This is a genomic window from Nioella sp., from assembly GCF_964229645.1.
In the GTDB taxonomy this organism is placed as follows: domain Bacteria; phylum Pseudomonadota; class Alphaproteobacteria; order Rhodobacterales; family Rhodobacteraceae; genus Nioella.
Genome location: NZ_CAXREX010000059.1, coordinates 1 through 20,264, shown reverse-complemented (window position 1 = coordinate 20,264; position 20,264 = coordinate 1). Strand labels below are relative to the sequence as shown.

Sequence of the window (20,264 nt, the reverse complement as noted above, 5' to 3'; positions counted from 1 at the left end):
GTCATCATCGCGCGGGCGAAATGGGCGTCGCCGGTGGCTGCAAGCCCCCGTTGCGCGACGATCAGGGGCAGCATCGTGCCCCCGCGTTCCTCGGCACGCAGCAAAAGCCGCTTGAGATAGTCGGGATGGCTCTGGCGCAGTTGCCGGGTGATCTGGGCGAACCGCAGCGGGGTCATGCGGCCATTGGCCGTGGCCTTCAGCACCCGGTCGAGGTTTCCCCCTTTTTCCAGCAGCCGCAACAGGTTGCGACCGCCGCCGCGAAAGCGCAGGCGGGTCACGTTGCGGCCCCGGAACTGTGCCGCATGCGCGGCATCCAGCAATTCGCAGGGATCATAGACGATCACGGCCTGCGCCGCCGTTGCCACCGACTTGGCGGCATCGCCGAAATGGTGGCTGAAATCCTTGCGCCAGGCATTGCGGAAGCGGATCTCGAAGGGCGCGGTTTCGGGCTTGAGGCTGACCACGGGCGACAGCGCCACCACCTGCGCCGCTTCGGCGGCCACGGAATAGGCGGCGGCAGCATGGCCGCACATGGGACCGGCCCCGAAGAAGATCACCTTTTCGAAACTGTCGAAAAAGCCCTCGTCGATCAGCCGGTCGAAGAACCGGTAGAGCGCATCGTCGCGAAACCAGGTCGCGCCGTCGGCCACGAGGCTCAGATAGGACCATTCGCGCTTGCTAACCGCGTCGAACCCCACCGGCAGGCCCTGCTGGCCTTCGCGCATCACGCGGCCCAGTTCGTCGAAGGTGACCAGAAGCGTGTCGCCCTCCTGAACGTAGAGCGCATGGTGATGGCGGCCCACCCGATCGAAGAAACCATGCATCTCGCCCACCTGGCGCATGTGCTGAAGCCACTCGCTGCGGGCGGCATTGGCATCGGGCCGGGGCATGTTCATGTCGTTCATCGCGTTACTCGGATTGGCGCTGCTCGTTAACCTAGCCTAGTTCTGCCCCGAGAGTAAGGCATGGCCAAGGGGGGCAGGGGGCAATTCGGCGCAGAAACCAGCCGATTTCTGGCCCCATCAGGCCGGTCCGGGCAACAATGCGCGCGCGCCCCGAGCGATTGACGACCGTCCGCGGAAGGTTAGCTATTCGGTAACGCTTTGGGCGCGATCGGGGCCACGCGCCTGCGGCAAGGGATTCGCCCCGAAAGGCTTGACCCGCGCCCCCGGCATCGGCCTTGATGGCGCAAGCGAGAGGAGAACCCATGCAATCCATCGACGAGGTGCAGGAGGCGCTGGCGGCGCAGGATTACGTCTGTGGCCGGGCGCTGGCGACGGTGGTGTTCCTGACGCTGCGCCTAGGGCGGCCGCTTTTCCTGGAGGGCGAGGCCGGCACCGGCAAGACCGAGATTGCCAAGGCCATCGCGGCGGCCCTCGGGCGCCGTCTGATCCGCCTGCAGTGCTACGAAGGGCTGGATGCCGCAAGCGCCGTCTACGAATGGAACTTCGCCGAGCAGATGATCGCGATCCGCGCGGCAGAGGCGTCGGGCGGGGCCGACCGTTCGACCCTGAAGGACGAGCTTTTCACCGAGGAGTTCCTGATCGAACGGCCGCTCTTGCAGGCCATGCGCCCGCAGCCGGGCGGCGCGCCCGTGCTGCTGATCGACGAGATCGACCGCACCGATGAACCTTTCGAGGCTTTCCTGCTGGAGGCGCTCAGCGATTTCCAGGTCACGATCCCGGAACTGGGCACCATCAAGGCACCCGAGCCGCCCATCGTCATCCTGACCTCGAACCGCACGCGCGAAGTGCATGACGCGCTCAAGCGCCGTTGCCTGTATCACTGGGTCGATTACCCGGCCTTCGAACGCGAGATGGAGATCCTGCACGCCCGCGCCCCCGACGCCGCCGAGGCGCTCAGCCGCGAGGTGGTGGGATTCGTCCAGCGCCTGCGCACCGAGGATCTGTTCAAACGCCCCGGCGTGGCCGAAACGATCGACTGGGCCAAGTGCCTGCTGGCGCTCGACGTGCTGGAGCTGAGCCCCGAGGTCATCGCCGACACGATTGGCGCGATCCTGAAATACCAGGACGACATCCAGAAATTGCAGGGCTCCGAGGCCAAGCGCATCCTCGACGAGGTGCGCGCAGGCGCGGCGGCCTGACCGGGACTGCCCGATTTCGCGGCAGAAGGTCTTTGACCTGCGCAATTAAACCCCGGGACTCGCAGAAGTTTCTTTGCTACGCTTTCGCATAGCAGGGACGCCGGGGGACGGCCCGGCGCCCCTGTAAGTTGGGATTACAGGGAGACAATTCATCATGTTGAGACGTTTCTTCACGCTCGCGGCAGTCGTCGTGGGCCTACTTGGGGCCAGCCAGTCCATGGCCTGCCCGAACTGGAACAACCCGACCGTCTTCGGTCAGCACCACCTGAACGCGGGCTTCCTGCCCGATCCGTATGTGCGCAACATCACCGCCGGCGGGCGCATCAGCCTGGCCAACTGCCGGCCCTACCTTGGACCGGGCTGGGTCGTGTCGCGCCCCGATTTCCGCCTGCAGTATTATGGTCAGTCCCCGACCGGGCGGCTCACCATCGCTTTGGAGGCGCGCTCGAACGTTGATACGATCCTGGTGGTGAACGCGCCCGACGGGTCCTGGCATTACAACGACGATTACCGGGGGCTGAACTCTGCCATCGTGTTCTTCAACCCGATGTCGGGCCAGTATGACATCTGGGCGGGCAGCTACTATCGCAGTTCGAACAACCCCGCGCAGTTGATCATTACCGAATACAACTACTGATCCCGCGCGGATTGGTGCTAGGTAAAGGGGCCCCGGCGCAGTGCCGGGGCCCCTTGAACGAGGCGACATGGCCGAACAGATCCCGCTTGAGCTGCCTGATGACCCGCAGCTTGCCGCCAATATCTCCCATTTCGCCCGGGCGCTCCGGGCGGGAGGGCTGAAGGCGGGGCCGGGGCGCGTGCTGGACGCGGTGCGCGCGGTCGAGGCGGCAGGCTTTACCGAGCGGGTCGATTTCTACCATGTGCTGCAAGCCTGTTTCGTCAGCCGCCCCGAGGACCGCGCCACCTTCGACCAGGTCTTCCGGCTCTATTGGCGCGACCCGCGCTATATCGAGCACATGATGTCGATGATGCTGCCCGCCATTCGCGGCGTGGCCGAGGAACGCACGGTCAAACCGGCGGAAAAACGCGCAGCCGAGGCGCTGCTGGACGGGGTGGACCGGGACCTGCCCGAGGGCGCGGACCGAGAGGACGAGGGCACCGAGATCGAGGTCGACGCGACACTGACCATGTCGCGCGAGGAACGGCTGCGCACGCTCGATTTCGAACAGATGAGCAACGCGGAAATGGCCGAGGCAAGGCGCATCATCGCCGGACTGACACTGCCCGTACGCCCCCTGCAAAGCCGCCGCACCATGGCCGCCACTCGCGGGCAACTGCCCGATTGGCGGCGCACCATGCGCAGCGCCATGCGGCGCGGGGGCGAGATCACCCGTTTCGAGATGAAGGCCCGACGCATCCGGTGGCCCAACCTTGTGGTGCTGTGCGATATCTCGGGCTCCATGTCCTCCTATAGCCGCGCCGTGCTGCATTTCCTGCACGCGGTCGCCAATGCCAAGGGGCAGGGGTGGGCACGGGTCCATGCCTTCACCTTCGGCACGAGGCTGACCAACATCACCCGCCACATGGGCGCGCGCGACGTGGATGCCGCGCTGGCCGCCGCCGGGGCCGAGGCGCAGGACTGGGAAGGCGGCACGCGGATCGGCCAATGCCTGCACGCCTTCAACCGCGACTGGTCACGCCGGGTGCTGGGGCAGGGGGCGGTGGTGCTGCTGATCACCGACGGGCTCGACCGCGATGACCCGGATGCGCTGGCGCGGGAAATGGAGCGTCTGCACCTGTCGTCGCGCAAGCTCATCTGGCTCAATCCGCTGCTTCGGTGGGACGGGTTCGCCCCCAGGGCCGCCGGCATCAAGGCCATGCTGCCCCATGTGGACAGCTTTCGCGCGGGCCATAACATCGCCGCCCTGCAAGGGCTGGCCGAGGCGCTGTCGCGCCCCGATGACATGGGCGAAAAGGCCCGCCTGATGGCGCTGCTCTAGCGCAGGGGCACCCGCTTCAGGCGCAGATGGGGTAGCCGAATCGGCCCAGCTCCTCGCCCTGCAGGCGGAAGAAGGACGAGGGCGGGTGGCCCACGACGGTGTCGTAATACCACTGCGTCAGGGCCGGGTTGTAAGGGCGTGTCATCTGCTCCAGCACGATCACCCGTTCCTCGGGGTCGGTGAAGGGCAGCATGATCGGCACCGGGCTGATCAGGGACAGCAACATGCCGCTGGTCTGCACCGGTTCATGGAACTCGAAGCGCGCGGCCCGGTCCACGCAGGACCCCGGCAGTTGCTCGACCGACCACAGAAGGAAAGTGCCCGCGCTGGTATAGGTGCCCTCCAGCCGGATCGGATCGCCCCTGCGCCAGTGGCGCTCGGCCGTATCGTAGCCCCACCGGAACGTGCCGCCGCCGAGCCCGTCGATGACGATCCGGCCCGCAGCGTCGCGCGACGGGGTGTTGGACGAGGCTGCATCGCGCGGAAAAAGCCAGATCGCGAGGATCGCGACAAGCGCCCAGAACAGCAGCATCCAAAGACCGGCCAGCGCGAATCCGGATCCCGGCGGCGGTTCGCCGGGCAGGTGATCGGGTTCGTGGTGCTGCGGCAAGATGGCAATGTCCTCCGACGGGGGTGTGTCGCCCAAGGCAGGGCGCGGGAAAACCCATCGAGAGATCGACATGCCTTCGCGGTGCGCAATCGGAAACGGTGCTGCACGCATCGAATTTAACTATTTGATATAATTCACGTAAATCTATCTTTCGGCGACCTCGAGATGCAAAGGATTGCCCCATTTCTCAGAAAGCCGCGACCGGCAGGGATCAGCAATTTCCCCGCATCTTTCCGTTGACGCTGATCCGGGGCAGGGCTAGACCCGTCGAGCGTTGCCCGTGTGGCGGAATTGGTAGACGCAGCGGATTCAAAATCCGCCGCCGCAAGGCTTGCCGGTTCGAGTCCGGCCACGGGTACCAATCCATCGAAGATGTGATCTATCGCGGGCCTACCGCCTGCAGCCCGGCCCCGGGTGCCACCGCCAGGCATCGCCTCATCACGATGGACGCCCGGTGATGCTATCCGCGGTCATTTTCGGATGGGCAGAGGACGGGAGTTCATCCGGCGAGTGGTCCGAGCCTCATGCGATCTGTCGAGAATCCCACGATCTGGCGGCTGGTGCGTTCGGGCCAAGTTGCTGAATTCGTCATACGGTCTGTCAGGGACAGGAATACTGCCGTGGGACCGACATCCGCCTTTGTCGCACCGGGCCGCCGATAGCAGAACAGATGCCGTGAGCGTTTCTGCCACAGCGGCGGATAATATCTGAAAACCGAATGGGTTCTGTGAAGCTTCCACGATGCGCGGCACCTTGTCGACTAGTGAAAGAAAATCGTCCCGATGGACCCAAGGCTAGTCATGCACTAACAATCGAACCGGATCACTCTGATCAGGCACCAGTTCCTAGATCTGAGCTGCTTCTTATGATTGCCGACCGAAAAGGTGACAGATCCCCATGATTGCAGAAGAAACAAAGTTGCCCGGTGTCGTGATCCTGACCCCGCGCCGCTTTGGGGATGAGCGTGGCTTCTTTTCCGAAAGCTGGAACCGGCGGGTGATGGCCGATCTCGGCCTGGATATCGACTTCGTTCAGGACAACCATTCACTGTCCCGCGATATTGGCACGGTGCGGGGGCTTCATTTCCAGGCTCCGCCGCATGCGCAAGCCAAGCTGGTGCGCTGTGGGCGGGGGCGTCTGTTTGACGTGGCGGTCGATATTCGCAAGGGATCTGCGACCTTCGGGCAATGGGTGGGGGTCGAGCTCAGCTTCGAAAACGGCCGTCAGCTGCTGATCCCCGAAGGCTTCCTGCATGGCTTCGTCACGCGCGCGCCCGACACCGAGATCATCTATAAATGCAGCGATTTCTATGCGCCTGACGCCGATGGCGCGGTGCGTTTCGATGACCCGGAGCTTGGCATTGACTGGAGCCTTGAGGGCATCACCCCGAAGCTTTCGGCCAAGGACGAAGCGGCCCCGCTGATGCGTGATTTCGACAGTCCGTTCACGTGGGAGGACGCGTGAGATGAAGCTGCTGGTCACCGGGGGGGCAGGGTTCATCGGGTCGGCCGTTGTGCGCCTGGCCGTGGCGCGCGGTCATTCCGTCGTGAACCTCGATGCGCTGACCTACGCGGCCTGCCTCGACAACGTGGCCTCGGTCGCGGACAGCCCGCTTTACGCCTTTGAACAGGTCGACATTCGCAACCGCGCGGAACTGGACCGGGTCTTTGACACCCATTCCCCGGACGCCGTCATGCACCTGGCGGCGGAAAGCCACGTGGATCGGTCGATCGACGGGCCGGGCGACTTCATCGAGACCAACATCACCGGCACGTTCAACATGCTGGAGGCGGCCCGCAAGTTCTGGCTGTCTGCAGGCCGGCCCGAAGGGTTCCGCTTTCATCACATCTCGACCGACGAGGTGTTCGGAAGCCTGCCCGATGACGCGTCGGTCAAGTTCACCGAAACCACCCCCTATGACCCGCGCAGCCCCTACTCGGCCTCCAAGGCGGCATCCGATCACCTGGTGCGCGCCTGGCATGAAACCTACGGGCTTCCCGTGGTTCTGACCAATTGCTCCAACAATTATGGCCCCTACCATTTCCCCGAGAAGCTGATTCCCGTGATCATTCTCAATGCCCTCGCGGGCAAACCCCTGCCGATTTATGGCGACGGGTCCAACATCCGCGACTGGCTCTACGTCGAGGATCACGCCGACGCGCTCTTGCTGGTTCTGGAACGGGGCGCCCTTGGCGAAAGCTACAATATCGGCGGTGAAAACGAGCGCACGAACCTGGAACTTGTGCAAACGCTTTGCGCCATTCTCGATGAGCTTCGGCCCCGCAAGACGGGCTCTTACAGCGAGCAGATCACCTTCGTGACAGACCGCCCCGGCCACGATGCCCGATACGCGATCGACCCGAGCCGGATCAGGACGGAACTGGGATGGCGCCCCTCGGTGACGGTCGAGGAAGGTTTGCGCCGCACGGTCGCCTGGTACCTTGAAAACGAGGACTGGTGGCGGGCGCTGCTGAACCGTGATGGCGTCGGCACGCGCCTGGGAATCGCGACATGAGCCTGCTCGTCTTTGGAAAAACCGGGCAGGTCGCGCGCGAATTGCAGCGTCGGGCGCCGGACGCGATCTTCCTGGGCAGGGACGCGGCCGACCTGTCGGATCCGGCCGCCTGCGCGGCCGCGATCGACAAGATCCGGCCCACGGCCGTCATCAACGCCGCCGCCTACACGGCCGTCGACGCGGCAGAAAGCGAAGAGCCCCTCGCCACCCGCATCAATGGCGACGCACCGGGGGCCATGGCGCGGGCCTGCGCGCGGCTTGGCTGTCCCTTCGTACACATCTCGACGGATTACGTTTTCGATGGCTACGGCACGACTCCCTGGCCCGCCGATGCCCCGACCGGCCCGCTTGGCGCTTACGGGCGCAGCAAGCTTTCCGGAGAGCAGGCCGTTCGCGCCGCAGGCGGAGTGCATGCGATTTTGCGCACGTCTTGGGTGGTGTCGGCCCACGGGCGGAACTTCGTCAAGACCATGCTGCGTCTCGGGGCCGAGCGCGAGAAACTGACCATTGTTGCCGATCAGGTCGGCGGTCCCACGCCTGCGGGCGATATCGCAGAGGCTTGCCTCGCGATGGCAGGGCAACTGGCCAAGGACCCCTCCAAGTCGGGCACCTATCATTTCAGCGGGGCGCCGGACGTGTCCTGGGCCGATTTCGCGCGGGCGATCTTTGCCCGGGCTGGCTTGGCCTGCGAGGTCGAGGACATTCCGACCAGCGCCTATCCCACCCCCGCGGCGCGGCCGGCCAATTCGCGGCTCGACTGTTCGGCCACCCTGTCGGTCTTCGGCATTGCACGCCCCGACTGGCGAAACGGGCTTTCGACGATTATCAAGGACATCGAGGACCAGGCATCATGACGAAGCGCAAGGGTATCATTCTGGCAGGCGGAACGGGCAGCCGACTCTATCCGATCACGCTCGGGATTTCCAAGCAGTTGCTGCCGATCTACGACAAGCCGATGATCTATTACCCGCTGACGGTGCTGATGCTGGCCGGTATCCGCGACATCGCCATGATCACCACGCCCCAGGACCAGGACCAGTTCAAGCGCATGCTTGGCGATGGCAGCCAGTGGGGCATATCGCTAACCTATATCACGCAGCCCTCGCCCGACGGCTTGGCGCAGGCCTATCTGCTGGCCGAGGAATTCCTGGCCGGTGCCCCCTCGGCCAGGGTGCTGGGTGACAACATCTTTTGCGGACATGGCCTACCCCTGATCCTGGAAGAAGCGGATCGCCAGACCGGTGGCGGCACGGTCTTCGGCTACCACGTGTCAGACCCGGAACGCTATGGCGTGGTCGATTTCGACAGTGCCGGAACCGCAAGGGCCATCATCGAAAAGCCCGAGGTGCCACCATCGACCTACGCGGTGACCGGTCTCTACTTCCTCGACGGGTCAGCCCCGCAACGCGCGCGCCGCGTACAGCCCTCTGCGCGTGGCGAACTGGAGATCACCACGCTTCTGGAAAGCTATCTTCACGAGGGGCTGCTGTCGGTAAAGCGCATGGGGCGTGGATATGCCTGGCTGGACACGGGCACGCATGCCAGCCTTCTGGATGCCGGCAACTTCGTGCGCACGCTGGAAACCCGCCAGGGCCTGCAAGCGGGCAGCCCCGATGAGATCGCCTTCGACAAGGGCTGGATCAGCCGCGAAGACCTTGCGAAACGGGCTGAAATGTTCGGCAAGAACAGCTACGGCACCTACCTGTCTCAACTGCTTTGATCCTGCGCTGAAACGATTGCCTCAGGCAGTCGCCGCGCGTGAGGACATCAGATTTTCGATTGGTGGATATGATTAGGAATTACGCATTTACCGGGGAACTTGGCGCATTGTTGGCCAACTCCGCGTTCCGCTGCTTTGACATGAGGTATCGGGGTTGCGGCAATCGATCGAATGAACGCGGATTGCCGCAGGGCGAGCCTTGAACCGAGGCTCGGTGTTGCACCGACCCGACGGGCTACAATAGAGTTCGTGCGATTCCGATAGCATCATTCCCAAGGGGTTTTGTTTTGGCCAAAAGAACCGACCGGAGCCTGACCCGCTCTCTTCGATCTGTTTCGAGCTTGATCAGCCAGGGCCTTTCGCAGCGGTCAGGAGCCAAGGAGCAGTTCGGATATGTTGAGCGCATCACGTCGGACAGGATCGAAGGCTGGGTCAAACTGCCGGACGAGGTGACGGATTTTACCATCACTGTTGGCAGCGAACACAGAAGCTTAAAGGCCAATCGATTCCCCCGGGATGACGTGCGCGCAGCGGTGCCAGATGCCCCGGAAAATCCTGGCTTCAGCCTTGATGTTCCGGCTGACTTTTATGCCGATATCAAAAGGTTCGGAGGTGTGAAGGCGCTTAGCGTCCTGGCGGCTGGGCAGCGCCTGGAACCCACGGCGGAGCTTCTCGAGGCAATCGAGGCGTCCCTCAAGACGGTGATGGGCACTCAGGTCGATGCAGGATCCGTGCAAAACGGGATCGCGCCAGCTGTCAGCTCTGGTTCGGTGGTGACGTTGGACAGGCCCCTGCGATCGGAAGGAACAGCACAGCACGGGCTGAAACTTCGGATCGACGCAAGCCAAACGGTGTCTCGGGTGGAGGCGCAGCTCAGCACCGGATCAGAGATGGCCTCGCTCATCGTCGTGAAAGACGCCGCAGAGTCCACGGATGACCGTTTCGTAGGCTTCGCCGACCTGCCCGGCATCGTCTGGAACACGACATCCAGCAAACGCCAGCTCAAGCTGCAACTGGTGACGCCAGAGGGCGCCGAACGTCAAACTGTCCAACTGGGCAAGGACGATGCCTGTGGGGCGATCGAACTCATGGCGCTCAATGACTGGAAGAACCAATCAGAGGTTCTCTTGGCTATCGAACATGCCAAGTATCTTGGGAAATCGGTCACTTTTTCCACGGCGGCACGCAGATGGCTCGCCCAGAAGGCCGAGCTCTACGGTTGTGGCGATTTCCTTGCCAGTTCGCTGGCGACTGACGGTCTCGACATCTCGCCTTCGACAGCGGGAAATGCCCGCTATCACAAGGCGTTCAGCGATGTTCTGACGCAGTTGGATGATAGCTCTGTCACCGCTGACAAGGTAATCCTCAACTCGGCCAGGCGATTTGGACTGACCGATAAGGAAGAGCTCGCTCTGTCTTTCGCGTATGTCGCCGAGATTTGCCGAAGGGGCCGGTTCGAGGAATACGTGAATGCCATTTCAACGGCGGAGCTGCGCCGTGTGTCCAAGAGCACCAATCGGTGGGAAAGCACGAACGCGTTGCCATTCCTGGCCGCCCGCGGGGAACTCGTTGCCGCAAGCGAGATACTGGAGCTTCTCGCCAAGCAGAGCGGTTGGATCAATACCGAGTGCATCTACATCGCCTCGCGGTATTTTCAGGAACTCCCTGGGCCTGCGGCTGACAAGGCCCGGTTCGTCTATACGCTCGTTGGCTTGCTCGACGCGCTGAGCAAGGATTACTGGAGCCGCATTCATGACCGCTACCTGATTCGGGCATTCGCAATTTGGTTTGAAGATGCGAAAACCTATCCCCGCTGGTTGTTGAACGATCTGGAGAACACCGCGCTGAGGGTCTACGGCCTGTCGCCGGATTTCTGGGACGCGATGAGCGACCGGTCTCTTACTCCCCCGCTTGCTCAGGGGCGGCAGAACTTTGCCATCGTGCGGAGGCTCGGACAGGGTAAGCCCGATGAGCAGCAGTTCATGGAAACCTGGCAGGCGATCTGTTTTTTCCGGGACCTTGGATGCAGTGACGCAAAGATTGCGCTGAGAGAAGCGCACGCATCGGCCCTGCAATGGTTTGCGGGCAACGATCAGATGTTGTCCCGTCTCGCAGGCATGATCGCCCCCCGGGACATGGACACTCTGTTGAGGACCTCGGCACATCCCTTCGCACCGGATCCTGCCGGTGAAGCGGAGATGGGCCGGATTTACGAGGCACTGCGGGTCATCGGCAACTCGGACCCCTATGGCGAACGATCCTCTTCCCAGCTCGGTGCGGCCATGAAGGCAGCTGGCCAGGCGATATCGGGACTGTCTGGCCCCACCGAGGATGTCGCGCTCTTCACGCGCCGACTGGAAAAGCTTTGCCAGCAGTTGAACGTGTCCGAAGCCGCCTGGATCGCGGCTGACGTCCTGAGCCGGGGGGCAGAGTTGCTTCATCGGGATGGACAGGATTGCACCTATCTGGCCCGTTTGGCCGAAGGCAGGCTGCTGGAGGCCGTCAGGTCCGACGCCAAGTCGCTGGAAGCGCCAACAGTGACATCCGCGTTGAACAGGCTGGCGACCTTGCCGGGGTCGCGTTACTGGTCCGACGGTCGGCCGATCTGGGCCCATGGCCCCTCACGGGCTGCCCTGGCAGAGCTGCGCCAGGCCGCAGGTCCCCTGGCAGAGACCGCTTTCAATACTCTCGAGCGCGCCCTTCTGCCGCCAAATGACGGTATGTCCGGGGATGCCCCTGGGTTCGATACCCTCGTGGTGCTCTATTCCTGCCGGAAATACCTCAAGGATCGCATTCCCGTTCTTCGCGACACCTGGATCAAGGAACTGAAGGCGAGGGGCATTCCCTACCTCGTTCTGGTCGGTGACGGCGATGACACGGTCGATGGCGATGTGCTGGCCTTGAACGTGAAGGACACATACGAGGCGCTGCCCGACAAGACGCTCGCAATGATCCGGTGGGTATACGAGAACACGGGCTATCAGTTCCTCTACAAGATCGACGATGACTGTCACCTGTCGGTATCGGAATTCTTCGATACGATGACTTACCGCAAGTTCCACTACTACGGCCGCTCGATCTATCGGCCCGAGGGGGCAATGCAGCGGGATTGGCACCAGGAAAAGTCCGCGCAACACCTGGCAAGGGCCATGTTGGACAGGAGCCCGGAGCCAAGCCGTTACTGTGACGGCGGCGCCGGGTATAGCCTGTCCCGCCACGCGATGCAGATGGTCTGCGAAGAGGCCGAGACGGATCACGGCCTGTTTCTGAGAAGCGTGTCATTCATGGAAGACAAGCTGGTGGGGGATCTTCTGGCCAGGCGTGGTATGACGCCGGCAAATGAAGACTACCTGGTGCATGTCTATCGCAAGACCCATCCCGAAAGTTCGCTGGTGACCAAGTTCGACAACGGCTTTGAAACCTCCCCGTCGACACCGACCCGGGTCGTGCATCTCGACGGGGCGATCGGCCTTGCCGAAGCCAACGTGGCCGCACAGTCGGCGTCCCTGCGGCCGCGCAAGATCTGGCCCAGTTGCGCGCCTGCTCAGATCGGCTGGAACACGCACCAGCTTGAATTGTTGAGCGGTCCGGACCAGCTTGCACGCGTTGCGGATGCATCTCATGTTCTTGTCGCGGTTCTGCGCTCGGAAATGACAATGCTGCCGCATTTCCTGTCCCATTACCGAGCCCTTGGTATCGAAGCCTTCATCATCGCGGACAACCTGTCCACCGATGGGTCGAGAGAGTATCTGCTCTCGCAGGAAGATGTGCTGCTCTATTCCGTGGACTCCGAATACAAGGCGTCGCATTTCGGCGTCGCTTGGCAACAGGCCATGCTGGCCAATCACTGCGTCGGCAAATGGGTCATTCTCGCCGATGCGGACGAGTTCTTCGTCTTCCCCGATTGGCAGAAGCACGGCCTGGCTTCGCTCACGCAGAAGCTTGACGCCGAGGGTTTCGACTGCGTGGGCACCTGGCTGATCGACATGTATCCCAAGGGGGATCTCGGCAAGTGCGATTTCAAGAAGACGTCGCCGTTCGACCTTGCACGATGGCATGACGATCCCCCGGTCCAGCTGACCTCCGGAGGGGGGTTCTACTCCAATACAAAGGGCGGAGTGACCAGCACGCTGCGCCACCGCCTGTCCCCGGAAATGGATCCGACCCTATTCGTGGCAAACAAGTACCCGCTCATCAAATACGCGCCGTGGATCAGGCTGAGCGAAGGCATTCATTACGTTGGCAACGTTTCCATTTCGCCAACCTATCAAACCTTGTGTCACTTCAAGTATCACGCTGAATTTGCTGAAAAAATTCAACGGGAAATCCGCCGGAAACAGCATTACGGCGAGGCCGTCGAATACCAGAGATACCAGCAGATGCTCGGTGAGGCGCGCGGCAGGTTCTTCGACCCGGCAATCAGCGTGGAGTTCGATGCCTCGCGCAGCTACGACTTCGGCCTGCAAGCTCACCCGCTCAACGAGGGCACTCCAAAGTGAAACGAACCAAGCGCCCCTTCATTATCTGGACCCTGCGCCGGACAGGTGGAACCAATCTTGCCGCCCATATCGGGGTGAAGCATCACGAGCCGTTCAACAAGGATCGCATCTTCGGCGATGTGTCGAAGGCATGGCTCGCCACAAAGGATGAAGCCGGGCTGCGATCCGGGGTGAAAGCTGCCTTGAAAGGCAATCCGTCGATCAAGCATTGCGTAGAGACGGTGCCAGAGCACGTGACGCAAGAGCTTCTGCGGCAATCAGTGAAGAAGGGCTACCAGCATATTTTCCTGATCCGAAGGAAGCCGCACGGGCGAGTGCTGAGCCTGCAATTTGCGAAGTCTTTCGATATCTGGGGGGCAGATCACGCCCGAAAGAAATCTCTGGATGAAGTCGAAACGGCCATCGCGGGCCAGGAATTGCCAATCAAGAGCATGATCCGCCAGGAAGTCGGAGACAGGAAAGCGCTTCGGCTGGCTTTCGATGAGATTTTGTCCCTCGGGGTGACACCGGCCATCGCCGTCTTCGAGGATGTCTACGATGCCTTCAATGCCCCTGTGTCGATCGCGCTGTTCGGCCGGATCTGTGATCACGTGGGGGCTGCGCGTCCGCAAAGCGATGAGGAGGTGAACAAGATCCTCTTTTCTGGCGGGCAGAACACCAATGACAAGTATAAGCTTTATCAAAATTATGAAGAATATCTGGAGAAGATCGCCGGGATCGGGGAGTTCGCGCTTGGCGGGACCTTGCCGGATCTCGCGGTCGACAGGTCAAACCTGCCGAAGGATGCGGTTGTTGAAATCTTCAAGCCGCGCCAGTCATGGCGCTCTGACCTCATCCGCGTCGAGGGCGTGGCTTTCAGCGGTGAAGGCACGGGGGCATGGCGGCTGTCAGCAGAAGGGCGCGAATTGCCAGTGATCTGGAACCTGCCCTCGCCAAAATTCGCCAAGAAGCTGGATCAACCGGCAGCAAAGAGTTCCCGCTTTGTCGCCTTGGATGTGCCGTTGGGCCACGCCGAAGCATTGCAGATTGGCCCAACAGACTGAACGCAGGGTTTTCCAAAGTGTCGATTTCTATCCAAGGCTCAAATCTAGTCTATTTCCCGGTTCCCAAGGTCGCCTGCACGAGCCTGAAGTCATTCGTCTATGAGGTGGAGTTTCAGAAACCTTTCGAACCATATGTTACGAACAAAAAGAAAATCCACATTCACAACTGGAGAGAGGACTACAGAAGTTGCAGCTTCTTTGACGCCACTCGTGAAGGCCGCGCCGAAGGTGAATTCATAGCCGTCATTCGCGACCCGATTAAGCGAGTCCTCTCAGCCTATCAGAACCGCGTTACGTTTCACGGAGAACTCGGTGCGGATAAGGTGAATTTGGATATTGCAAAGGCCTTGGGCGTGCAGCCGAACCCGTTAGTCAACGACTTCATCTTGCATTTGGAAAAATACGCTTTGCTACATCCGTCGATAAAACATCATATAGACCCAATGACGTATTTCCTCGGCCATGATCTCTCCTACTTTCACCATGTGATCCCCATTGAAGAAACGAACCGGTTCAGGGACTTGGTGAACAAAGCCTGCGGAACCTCCGTCGAGATGCGGCGAGAACAGGGGGGGGGCAAGAAGGTCCATTTCTCTGATCTCTCAAGGAAAGCGCAAGTCAAGCTTCTGGAGTATTGCGCCGGAGATTACGCATTGCTGCGGGACTACTATTCGCCACCAAAGCTCACGTGATGTGTGAACCGCCGATCTGCGAACGAAAGAGGATAAGCGCGTGAAGGACCAGACCGTATTCGTATCCGGGGGAGCCGGCTACATCGGATCGCATGCCTGCAAGCTGCTCAGGTCTCAGGGGTTTTTGCCTGTGACCTTCGACAACCTGTCCACCGGTTGGCGTGAGGCGGTCAAGTACGGGCCGCTGGAGGAAGGCGATCTAATGGACCGCGCACGAGTCGACGCGGTGTTCAAGGAATACGCCCCGGTCGCGGTCATGCATTTTGCCGCGCTCAGCCAGGTTGGTGAAAGCATGGAAGTTCCGGGCAAGTATTGGCGCGAAAACGTGCTAGGTGCCCTGAACCTGATCGAAGCGTCGGTGGATGCGGGATGCAGGAACTTCGTCTTTTCGTCCACCTGCGCCACTTATGGCGACAAGGATGAGGAAACCCTGACCGAAGACACTCCGCAGCAGCCGATCAACGCCTATGGCGGATCCAAGCTGGCCATCGAAGGTATCCTGCGCGACTTCTCGGCGCGATACGCGCTCGATCACGTGATCTTCCGCTATTTCAACGTGGCCGGTGCCGATCCGGAGGCGGAAATCGGCGAGTTCCATCAACCCGAAACTCACCTCGTGCCGCTGATGCTGGAGGCTATCGCGGGAAAACGTCCCGCCCTCACGGTTTTCGGAACCGACTACGATACGCCGGACGGCACCTGCATTCGCGATTATGTGCACGTGCAGGACCTTGTTGAAGCGCATGTGCTCGGTCTCAAGTGGCTGCTCGATGGCAAGGGAAGCCGGGTTTTCAACCTGGGCACGGGCAGCGGGTTTTCCGTCAAGCAGGTGCTTGATGCCTGCCGACAGGTCACCGGGAAGGATGTGCCGCACGATATAGGACCGCGACGCGCAGGGGACTGCACGAGGCTGGTTTCGGGCAGTGTCCGGGCAGAAACCGATCTTGGCTGGTCCCCCAAGCGATCTACGCTGGACCAGATGATCGCGGATGCCTGGCGTTGGCATTCGGGCCCGGGCTATCGCGCGTGACGCCAAGCCCTTGATCGAATGCCCGGGCCTGCTAGGGTCGGTTTGCGTTTTTTGAAGGGTAAGGTGCTTTGGGGGCAAAGGATTTCGGCGATGATGTGGCCAGGGTTCTGGCTGATGCGTCTGCCCTCATGGCAGAGCACGATCACAAGCGCGCCGCCGATCTGACGAGCCGGGCCATCGGGGACCTGGGGCATGTCCCGAAGATTGTCTTGCTGCATTTCAACGCGTTGCGCTGGATGGGATGTGCCAAGGACGCCGTCGAATTCGCCAAGGGATCCCCGGACAGGCTTTCCACAGGAATACTCCTGCTGCCCCTGGTTCAGGTCCTTCTTCTACAAGATGCGGTCGAGGACGCCCAGGCCCTTGTCTCACGCGCCGATGACGGAAGTCGCTCGGATACTCCGTTTCTTCAAGCCCGGATCGCATTGCTGGCCCATATCGAAGGCCCCGGCAGCGCCCTCGAATTGGCGAATGACCTGTGCGAAAGGTTTCCCGGACGTCCGCCGCTTCTGCTGGAAAACATTCAGATCCGACAGAAGCTGGATCATCCGGCGGACGTCCTGCGATGGTTCCGGGACAATGTGCCAGATCAGCTATCCCCGCCGCTGAGGCGCGTAGAGGCGAGCCTGTTGGCGGCCGTGGGAGATATCGAGGGCGCGGAAACCCGGCTGCGGGCCTTGTTGGACGAGGGATACCGGGCTCACCAGGTCCATATTGCTTTGATTGCAGCGCTTCAGAGCGCGTGCAGGTTTGAGGACGCGATTGATGCTTGCATGGTGGCTCTCAAAGAGAATCCTCACAACTGTGAAATCAATGCTCGGCACTGGGGTTTGCTCAGGTCTCTCGGTCGTCAGGATGCAGCATTGGAAGCCTGCCAGGCGTTCGAGAACGCAGCCCCGAACACGCCGCAAGTCAAGCTGACCGTCAGCCGTTACCTGGCTTCTGCAAAACGCATCGAAGAAGCGGCTGAACTGCTGGAAAGGGATGAAGCGGGGCTTTCAGGCACGCTGGCCTACGCGCTTGCGCGGGCAGATATTGCCATGAAGGACAAGGATGCCGCGCAGGCGCTGACACTGCTTGAGCGTCACGCGCACCGATCTCATGCGAACCCACGATTTCTGTCAGCCCTGGCCGAGGCCCGGATGAACCTGGGCCTGAGCGATCTGGCGCTTCGGCACCTGGAAGAAAGGTTGAAGGAGGCGCCGCAAAATACGCAGCTCAGGTTCCTGCTGGCCAAGTTCCTGCTTCAGATGGGCGATGGCATTCGGGCTCGGGCCGTTCTTCACGACATGGGCCCCCTGAGCGAGCAGGCCATTCGACGCCGCGCGGTCCTTCGCGCCGAGGCCGAACTGGTGGAAGGTGCCCCGGAACAGGCGATCGCACAGCTTTCCGATTTGGGCCCGCAACCTGCGCAGGCGGCGGCGCCCTTCGGTCTGAGGGCAAGGGCGCATATCCTGTTGGGCAATGTCGATGAAGCCTGGACCGAGCATCGGCATGCGTCGGCACTGATTGCACAGAACGATCCAGCGGGTGAGTCCAGCATGAAGCCCACGCAATCCATCATGGGGCAGATCATCAACGAGTTCCGATTGCTTGCAACGTCGGAAGACCTTGGCCACTGCGCTGCCCATGTCGATCCGACCGACGCGATCCGCTATTATCAAGCGCGCTTGGCGCAGGATCCGAGAAGCACGCCCCTGGCCCTTTGCCTGATGACGGCCGTCCACAAGCGCAGGGTGCAAGCCGGTTCCATAACATTCGGAGCGGCCCCACTGCACGGCAAGGGAATCCCCAAGGCTCTTTACCAGTATTGGGATGCCCCCGAGCCCCCGCCGCAAGTGGCCCATCTGATGGCAGAAAACCGGGCTCTGAACCCGGACTTTGCCTACAGGCTTTTCGATGATCGCGCCGCACGGGCGTATCTCGCCGAGAAGGGCGAGATGGACGTTCTCAGGGCCTACCGGCTTGCAACGGAGCCAGCGGGAAAGGCGGACCTCTTTCGACTGGCCCTGTTGTGGCACGAGGGGGGAATTTACATCGACGCCGATGATCGCTGCCTCAAGCCCTTTTCACAGACCATATCGCTAGATCGGCGCTTTATCGGCTACCAGGAATACTTCATGTCCGTCGGCAACAATTTCCTGGCAGTTCGTCCGAAAGAACCTGCCATTCGCAGTGCGCTTGAAGAGGCGGTCGGTGCGTTTTCCGGCCCCCAGGGAGAATCTCTTTGGCTTGCAACTGGGCCTGGTGCCCTGACACGGGCCTTTGCCTGCCATTTTCTGGATGAGGAAGGCCAGATGTCGGACGGTGTGGAGCTTCTGACCACGCGAGAGTTACGCGATTTTCTCTCGCCCCATGTCATGCTGTCTTACAAGGCCACCGGTCAACACTGGACATCGAGGTTCAAGCGCTCTGCTTGATTGTGTCCGTCCAGGCGGCGTGACCCTGGCTTGTTTGGGCGCATATCCCGCTCTCATGGCTTGGCCCTTGCCTCCGGCACCCAGATGTTGACACTGCCAATACACTTCAGGGGAGGCAGAGACATGGTGGAACACATCGGGTTCGTGGGCGTGGGGTTGATGGGGCACGGCATGGCCGCGAACATCCTCAAGGGGGGCTATCCCGTCACCGTGATCGCGCATCGCAACCGCGCGCCCGTCGAGGACCTGGTGGCGCGGGGCGCGGCCGAGGCGGGCAGCCTGGCCGACCTGGCGGGCGCAAGCGACGTGGTCTTCGTCTGCGCGCCGGGCTCGCCGCAGGTCGAGGCGATCGTGGCCGACCTGGCGCCTTCGCTGGCCGCGGGATCGGTGATCGTCGATTGTTCCACCGCCGACCCGGTCTCGACCGAGGCGCTGGCGGCGCGGCTGGCCGGGCAGGGGATCGCCATGGCCGATGCGCCGCTTGGCGGCACCCCGGTTCAGGCCGAGGCGGGCGAATTGTCGACCATGGTGGGCGCGGATCCCGACACCTTCGCGCGGATCGAGCCCATCCTGAAGACCTGGGCCGCGGCGATCGTGCATATCGGGCCCTCGGGCGACGGGCACCGGATGAAGCTCATCAACAATTTCCTCTCGCTCGGCTATGGCGCCATGTATGCCGAGGCCATCGCGCTGGCGCGCAAGGTGGGCATCTCGGTCGAGACCTTCGACAGCGTGATCCGCGGCGGGCGGATGGATTGCGGGTTCTACCAGACCTTCATGGGCTACGCGCTGGAGGGCAACCGCGAGAGCCACAAGTTCACCCTGACCAACGCGCATAAGGACATGCGCTACCTGGCGTCGATGGCCGATGCGGCGGGCCTGTCCAACCCGATCGGAAACGCGGTCAAGAACAGCTATGCCTTGGCCCGGGCGACGGGTGGAGAGGGGCCAGAGGATTACGTGCCGCACCTGGTCGACTTCATCGCGCGGGCCAACGGGATCGGGGAATGACGCGCTGGTCGGACCTGTCGCCCGAGGCGCAGCTGGCCCTGCGCATGGCCTATGACAAGGCCACCGGAACCATGCCGGGCACCTGTTCGCTGGAGGACAAGATCCAGCGCTTTTCCGACTGGCTGGCGGGGCAGGGGGTCGCCTACGGTGCCGAGGACCTGCCCGAGAGGTATCGGCCAAGGGGCTGAGCCGGGCAGCAAATTCCCTGGAAGGAATTTGCATCGCGATCCGCGCAGGATCGCGCCCCTTCCGCAAGGCTCCGCCCCCTGTCCGCCCCGTGTCTGCACGGGGGGTGTCTGTATTGTGGCGGGGAGCTTTTGACAGGAACGCGCCCTCCGTTATGGCCGGAGGGCGCGGGTGTTTGGCCGGGTTGGGCGGGGTCCAGGAAAGCCCTTTCCGGCCGCACCTTCTGGGCTGATTACCAGCCGAACTGGAAGAGCAGGCCGGTCTGGCAGCCGTTGCCCTGGGCGACATTGGCGTTGGTGCCTTCGCCGAACTGGAAGATGCCGTAGCTGTCGCAGCCGTTCTGGGCGAGCGTGCCGGTATGGCCGTTGCCTTCCTGGTGGACGACGCCGAAATTGCCGCCGCCGGACTGGGCGATGCCGGCGCCATTGCCGTGGCCGGCCTGGTGGACATGGGCGTCGCCCTCGATGGCCTGGGCG

17 protein-coding genes and 1 tRNA gene are annotated in these 20,264 nt (G+C 62.1%); 15 read left to right on the top strand and 3 right to left on the bottom strand.

Translation table 11 applies throughout. The annotated features are described in order from the left end of the window. Positions 1-905: phosphoadenosine phosphosulfate reductase (locus tag ACEQXV_RS03860; RefSeq protein ID WP_370268015.1), on the bottom strand; the 905-nt coding region annotated here is incomplete at its 3' end. A 302-nt stretch (positions 906-1,207) separates the two neighbouring features. On the opposite strand from ACEQXV_RS03860, the gene ACEQXV_RS03855 reads away from it, so the two are divergent. The 3 genes from ACEQXV_RS03855 (at position 1,208) to ACEQXV_RS03845 (ending at position 4,062) form a co-directional block, all read left to right on the top strand. Continuing rightward, a complete protein-coding gene (locus ACEQXV_RS03855) occupies positions 1,208-2,104 on the top strand; it encodes an AAA family ATPase (protein ID WP_370268013.1) in 897 nt (298 codons plus the stop codon). Positions 2,105-2,258: 154 nt separating this feature from the next. Continuing rightward, complete coding sequence (locus ACEQXV_RS03850; RefSeq protein ID WP_370268011.1) at positions 2,259-2,741, top strand: peptidase S1; 483 nt, start codon at positions 2,259-2,261, stop codon at positions 2,739-2,741. A 67-nt stretch (positions 2,742-2,808) separates the two neighbouring features. After that, complete coding sequence (locus tag ACEQXV_RS03845) at positions 2,809-4,062, top strand: VWA domain-containing protein (protein WP_370268009.1); 1,254 nt, start codon at positions 2,809-2,811, stop codon at positions 4,060-4,062. Positions 4,063-4,078: 16 nt separating this feature from the next. Here the strand turns inward: ACEQXV_RS03845 and ACEQXV_RS03840 are convergent, their stop codons facing one another. After that, positions 4,079-4,672 (bottom strand): hypothetical protein, encoded by a 594-nt coding sequence (locus ACEQXV_RS03840; RefSeq protein ID WP_372525193.1) that lies wholly within the window; start codon positions 4,670-4,672, stop codon positions 4,079-4,081. Positions 4,673-4,948: 276 nt separating this feature from the next. Between ACEQXV_RS03840 and ACEQXV_RS03835 the strand changes: the two genes are divergently transcribed. From ACEQXV_RS03835 to ACEQXV_RS03780, 12 genes are all read left to right on the top strand, one after another. Further along, positions 4,949-5,033 (top strand) — tRNA-Leu (locus ACEQXV_RS03835). 536 nt (positions 5,034-5,569) lie between these two features. Further along, the gene (gene rfbC / locus ACEQXV_RS03830; RefSeq protein WP_370268005.1) at positions 5,570-6,136 is read left to right on the top strand and encodes a dTDP-4-dehydrorhamnose 3,5-epimerase; all 567 of its coding nucleotides are present in this window, start codon (positions 5,570-5,572) and stop codon (positions 6,134-6,136) included. A 1-nt stretch (position 6,137) separates the two neighbouring features. Continuing rightward, positions 6,138-7,187 (top strand): dTDP-glucose 4,6-dehydratase, encoded by a 1,050-nt coding sequence (gene rfbB / locus ACEQXV_RS03825; protein WP_370268003.1) that lies wholly within the window; start codon positions 6,138-6,140, stop codon positions 7,185-7,187. Further along, the gene (gene rfbD, locus ACEQXV_RS03820) at positions 7,184-8,041 is read left to right on the top strand and encodes a dTDP-4-dehydrorhamnose reductase (protein WP_370268002.1); all 858 of its coding nucleotides are present in this window, start codon (positions 7,184-7,186) and stop codon (positions 8,039-8,041) included. Before rfbB ends, rfbD begins: the two co-directional genes overlap by 4 nt. Then, positions 8,038-8,907 carry a glucose-1-phosphate thymidylyltransferase RfbA gene (gene rfbA, locus ACEQXV_RS03815; RefSeq protein ID WP_370268000.1) on the top strand — a complete coding sequence of 290 codons (870 nt, stop codon included), beginning with the start codon at positions 8,038-8,040 and terminating at the stop codon, positions 8,905-8,907. Before rfbD ends, rfbA begins: the two co-directional genes overlap by 4 nt. Before the next feature lie 287 nt (positions 8,908-9,194). Then, positions 9,195-13,406, top strand: coding sequence for a glycosyltransferase family 2 protein (locus ACEQXV_RS03810; RefSeq protein ID WP_372525190.1), 4,212 nt, complete (start codon positions 9,195-9,197; stop codon positions 13,404-13,406). Continuing rightward, positions 13,403-14,449 carry a hypothetical protein gene (locus tag ACEQXV_RS03805; protein ID WP_370267996.1) on the top strand — a complete coding sequence of 349 codons (1,047 nt, stop codon included), beginning with the start codon at positions 13,403-13,405 and terminating at the stop codon, positions 14,447-14,449. The genes ACEQXV_RS03810 and ACEQXV_RS03805 overlap by 4 nt, the downstream gene beginning before the upstream one ends. 17 nt (positions 14,450-14,466) lie before the next feature. After that, complete coding sequence (locus ACEQXV_RS03800; protein WP_370267994.1) at positions 14,467-15,141, top strand: sulfotransferase family 2 domain-containing protein; 675 nt, start codon at positions 14,467-14,469, stop codon at positions 15,139-15,141. A 40-nt stretch (positions 15,142-15,181) separates the two neighbouring features. Further along, positions 15,182-16,171: a UDP-glucose 4-epimerase GalE gene (galE, locus tag ACEQXV_RS03795; RefSeq protein ID WP_370267993.1), complete on the top strand. Its 990-nt coding sequence runs from the start codon at positions 15,182-15,184 to the stop codon at positions 16,169-16,171. Between the two features lie 128 nt (positions 16,172-16,299). Continuing rightward, the gene (locus ACEQXV_RS03790; RefSeq protein WP_370267992.1) at positions 16,300-18,591 is read left to right on the top strand and encodes a glycosyltransferase; all 2,292 of its coding nucleotides are present in this window, start codon (positions 16,300-16,302) and stop codon (positions 18,589-18,591) included. 123 nt (positions 18,592-18,714) lie between these two features. Then, positions 18,715-19,602 carry an NAD(P)-dependent oxidoreductase gene (locus ACEQXV_RS03785; protein WP_370267991.1) on the top strand — a complete coding sequence of 296 codons (888 nt, stop codon included), beginning with the start codon at positions 18,715-18,717 and terminating at the stop codon, positions 19,600-19,602. Next, positions 19,599-19,790, top strand: coding sequence for a hypothetical protein (locus tag ACEQXV_RS03780; protein WP_370254219.1), 192 nt, complete (start codon positions 19,599-19,601; stop codon positions 19,788-19,790). The genes ACEQXV_RS03785 and ACEQXV_RS03780 overlap by 4 nt, the downstream gene beginning before the upstream one ends. Before the next feature lie 230 nt (positions 19,791-20,020). Here ACEQXV_RS03780 and ACEQXV_RS03775 read toward each other — a convergent pair. Beyond that, positions 20,021-20,264: hypothetical protein (locus ACEQXV_RS03775; RefSeq protein WP_370267989.1), on the bottom strand; the 244-nt coding region annotated here is incomplete at its 5' end.

What these genes read in the sequence shown, in the direction of transcription:
- ACEQXV_RS03855 (WP_370268013.1), top strand. Translation starts at nt 1,208, where the DNA reads ATGCAATCCATCGACGAGGTGCAGGAGGCGCTGGCGGCGCAGGATTAC.
- ACEQXV_RS03850 (WP_370268011.1), top strand. Translation starts at nt 2,259, where the DNA reads ATGTTGAGACGTTTCTTCACGCTCGCGGCAGTCGTCGTGGGCCTACTT.
- ACEQXV_RS03845 (WP_370268009.1), top strand. Translation starts at nt 2,809, where the DNA reads ATGGCCGAACAGATCCCGCTTGAGCTGCCTGATGACCCGCAGCTTGCC.
- rfbC (WP_370268005.1), top strand. Translation starts at nt 5,570, where the DNA reads ATGATTGCAGAAGAAACAAAGTTGCCCGGTGTCGTGATCCTGACCCCG.
- rfbB (WP_370268003.1), top strand. Translation starts at nt 6,138, where the DNA reads ATGAAGCTGCTGGTCACCGGGGGGGCAGGGTTCATCGGGTCGGCCGTT.
- rfbD (WP_370268002.1), top strand. Translation starts at nt 7,184, where the DNA reads ATGAGCCTGCTCGTCTTTGGAAAAACCGGGCAGGTCGCGCGCGAATTG.
- rfbA (WP_370268000.1), top strand. Translation starts at nt 8,038, where the DNA reads ATGACGAAGCGCAAGGGTATCATTCTGGCAGGCGGAACGGGCAGCCGA.
- ACEQXV_RS03790 (WP_370267992.1), top strand. Translation starts at nt 16,300, where the DNA reads ATGGCAGAGCACGATCACAAGCGCGCCGCCGATCTGACGAGCCGGGCC.
- ACEQXV_RS03785 (WP_370267991.1), top strand. Translation starts at nt 18,715, where the DNA reads ATGGTGGAACACATCGGGTTCGTGGGCGTGGGGTTGATGGGGCACGGC.
- ACEQXV_RS03780 (WP_370254219.1), top strand. Translation starts at nt 19,599, where the DNA reads ATGACGCGCTGGTCGGACCTGTCGCCCGAGGCGCAGCTGGCCCTGCGC.